General features: G+C 55.7%; 1 protein-coding gene. It reads left to right on the plus strand.

What is annotated here, in order from left to right:
• Positions 1-146: 146 nt before the first annotated feature.
• Positions 147-1,592 carry an IS1182 family transposase gene (locus F4827_RS34820; protein ID WP_183734049.1) on the plus strand — a complete coding sequence of 482 codons (1,446 nt, stop codon included), beginning with the start codon at positions 147-149 and terminating at the stop codon, positions 1,590-1,592.
• Positions 1,593-1,660: the final 68 nt, after the last annotated feature.

The raw sequence follows: 1,660 nt of genomic DNA on the forward strand, positions 1-1,660 counted from the left end.
ACAGGCCGGATATAAGACCGCAACCGATACCTCGTTTTGAGCATCGTATCAAGATCAATCTTGCAAACCGGGCGGTGTCCATATAAGGCCGTGTGAAAACGCATGGATTGCCTAAACTGAATCAACGCATGGTTACGGGGTGATTCATGAAGCGATTCGTTGAAGGCGATTACCGCAAGCAGGTTGCACTACTTCCCGAATGCGTCGATGACTACATCGGGCAGGACAATCCGGTCCGGGTCATAGATGCCTTCGTGGATGAATTAGACCTTGCGGAACTTGGCTTCAACGGTACCACGCCTGCAGCCACGGGGCGCCCGTCCTACCACCCGGGCGTGATGCTCAAGATCTACGTCTATGGATATCTAAACAGGGTGCCTTCGAGCAGGCGTCTCGAGCGCGAATGCCAGCGCAACGTCGAGCTAATGTGGTTGACGGGGCGTCTGACACCGGACTTCAAGACGATCGCCGACTTTCGCCGCGACAACGGCCCGGCCATCCGCAATGCATGCCGTCGTTTCGTCGAATTGTGTCGCGGATTGAAGCTGCTATGCAGCGACATGGTGGCAATTGACGGCAGCAAGTTCAAGGCTGTGAACAGCCGTGACAGAAACTACACGGAAGGCAAGATCGACAAGCGTCAGCAGCAGATCGAGGAAAGCGTTCAGCGATATCTCGACATGATTGAGACCGCAGACCGGACCAGTCCGACGGGTTTCGATGCGAGGACCGAGCGGCTGTACGAGAAGATCGCGATCTTGCGTGAACAGATGCGTGAGCTCAAGCGGATCAAAAAGCAACTGAAGAAACAGCCGGACAGACAGTTGTCGCTTACCGACCCGGATCCCCGTTCCATGACCAGTGGTGGAAAAAGAACCGGAACGGTAGGCTACAACGTTCAGGTCGCAGTAGATACAAAGCATCATCTGATTGTCGAACATGACGTAACGAATGTCGGGGGTGACCACGGACAACTCAGCAGGATCGCTGCGTCGGCGAAGAAAGCGATGGGCAAATCCAAACTGAAGGTACTGGCTGACCGGGGCTACTTCAGCGGTCCGGATATCCGCACATGCGAACTGGCCGGGATCACGGCGTATGTCCCGAAATCCCTCACTTCAGCGTCAAGGAAGAAAGGACTCTTTACCAAGCGCGACTTTGTCTACGTTCCAGGGAAAGACGAATATCGATGCCCCGCCGGTGAGCACGCAATCCGTCGATTCACGACCGTGGAACACGGAATGACGCTGCAGGTGTACTGGCCCAGCGCCTGCCCGCGTTGCCCGCTCAAGGAACGATGTTCGCCCAGCGACTACCGCCGTATTCGACGATGGGAGCACGAACATATACTTGATGCCATGCAGCGTCGACTAGACCGCATGCCTGACGCAATGACCATCCGCAGAAGCACCGTTGAGCACGTCTTCGGCACGCTGAAGCACTGGATGGGGGCCACACACTTCCTGACCAGGACGCTCGGACGGGTGAGTACCGAAATGAGTCTTCAAGTGTTGGCCTACAACCTGAAGCGCGTCATAAAGATACTTGGGGCTGGCAGGGCAATAAGAGCGGCTAACACAACCTGGACATGAGGCCATGAAAGCCATATCCTGGCGGCATGGCCAGACGAAAAATCAGTAACGAGTTATGGTCGGCGCTG

The organism is Paraburkholderia bannensis, from assembly GCF_014200455.1.
GTDB classification, from domain to species: domain Bacteria; phylum Pseudomonadota; class Gammaproteobacteria; order Burkholderiales; family Burkholderiaceae; genus Paraburkholderia; species Paraburkholderia bannensis_A.

What these genes read in the sequence shown, in the direction of transcription:
- F4827_RS34820 (WP_183734049.1), top strand. Translation starts at nt 147, where the DNA reads ATGAAGCGATTCGTTGAAGGCGATTACCGCAAGCAGGTTGCACTACTT.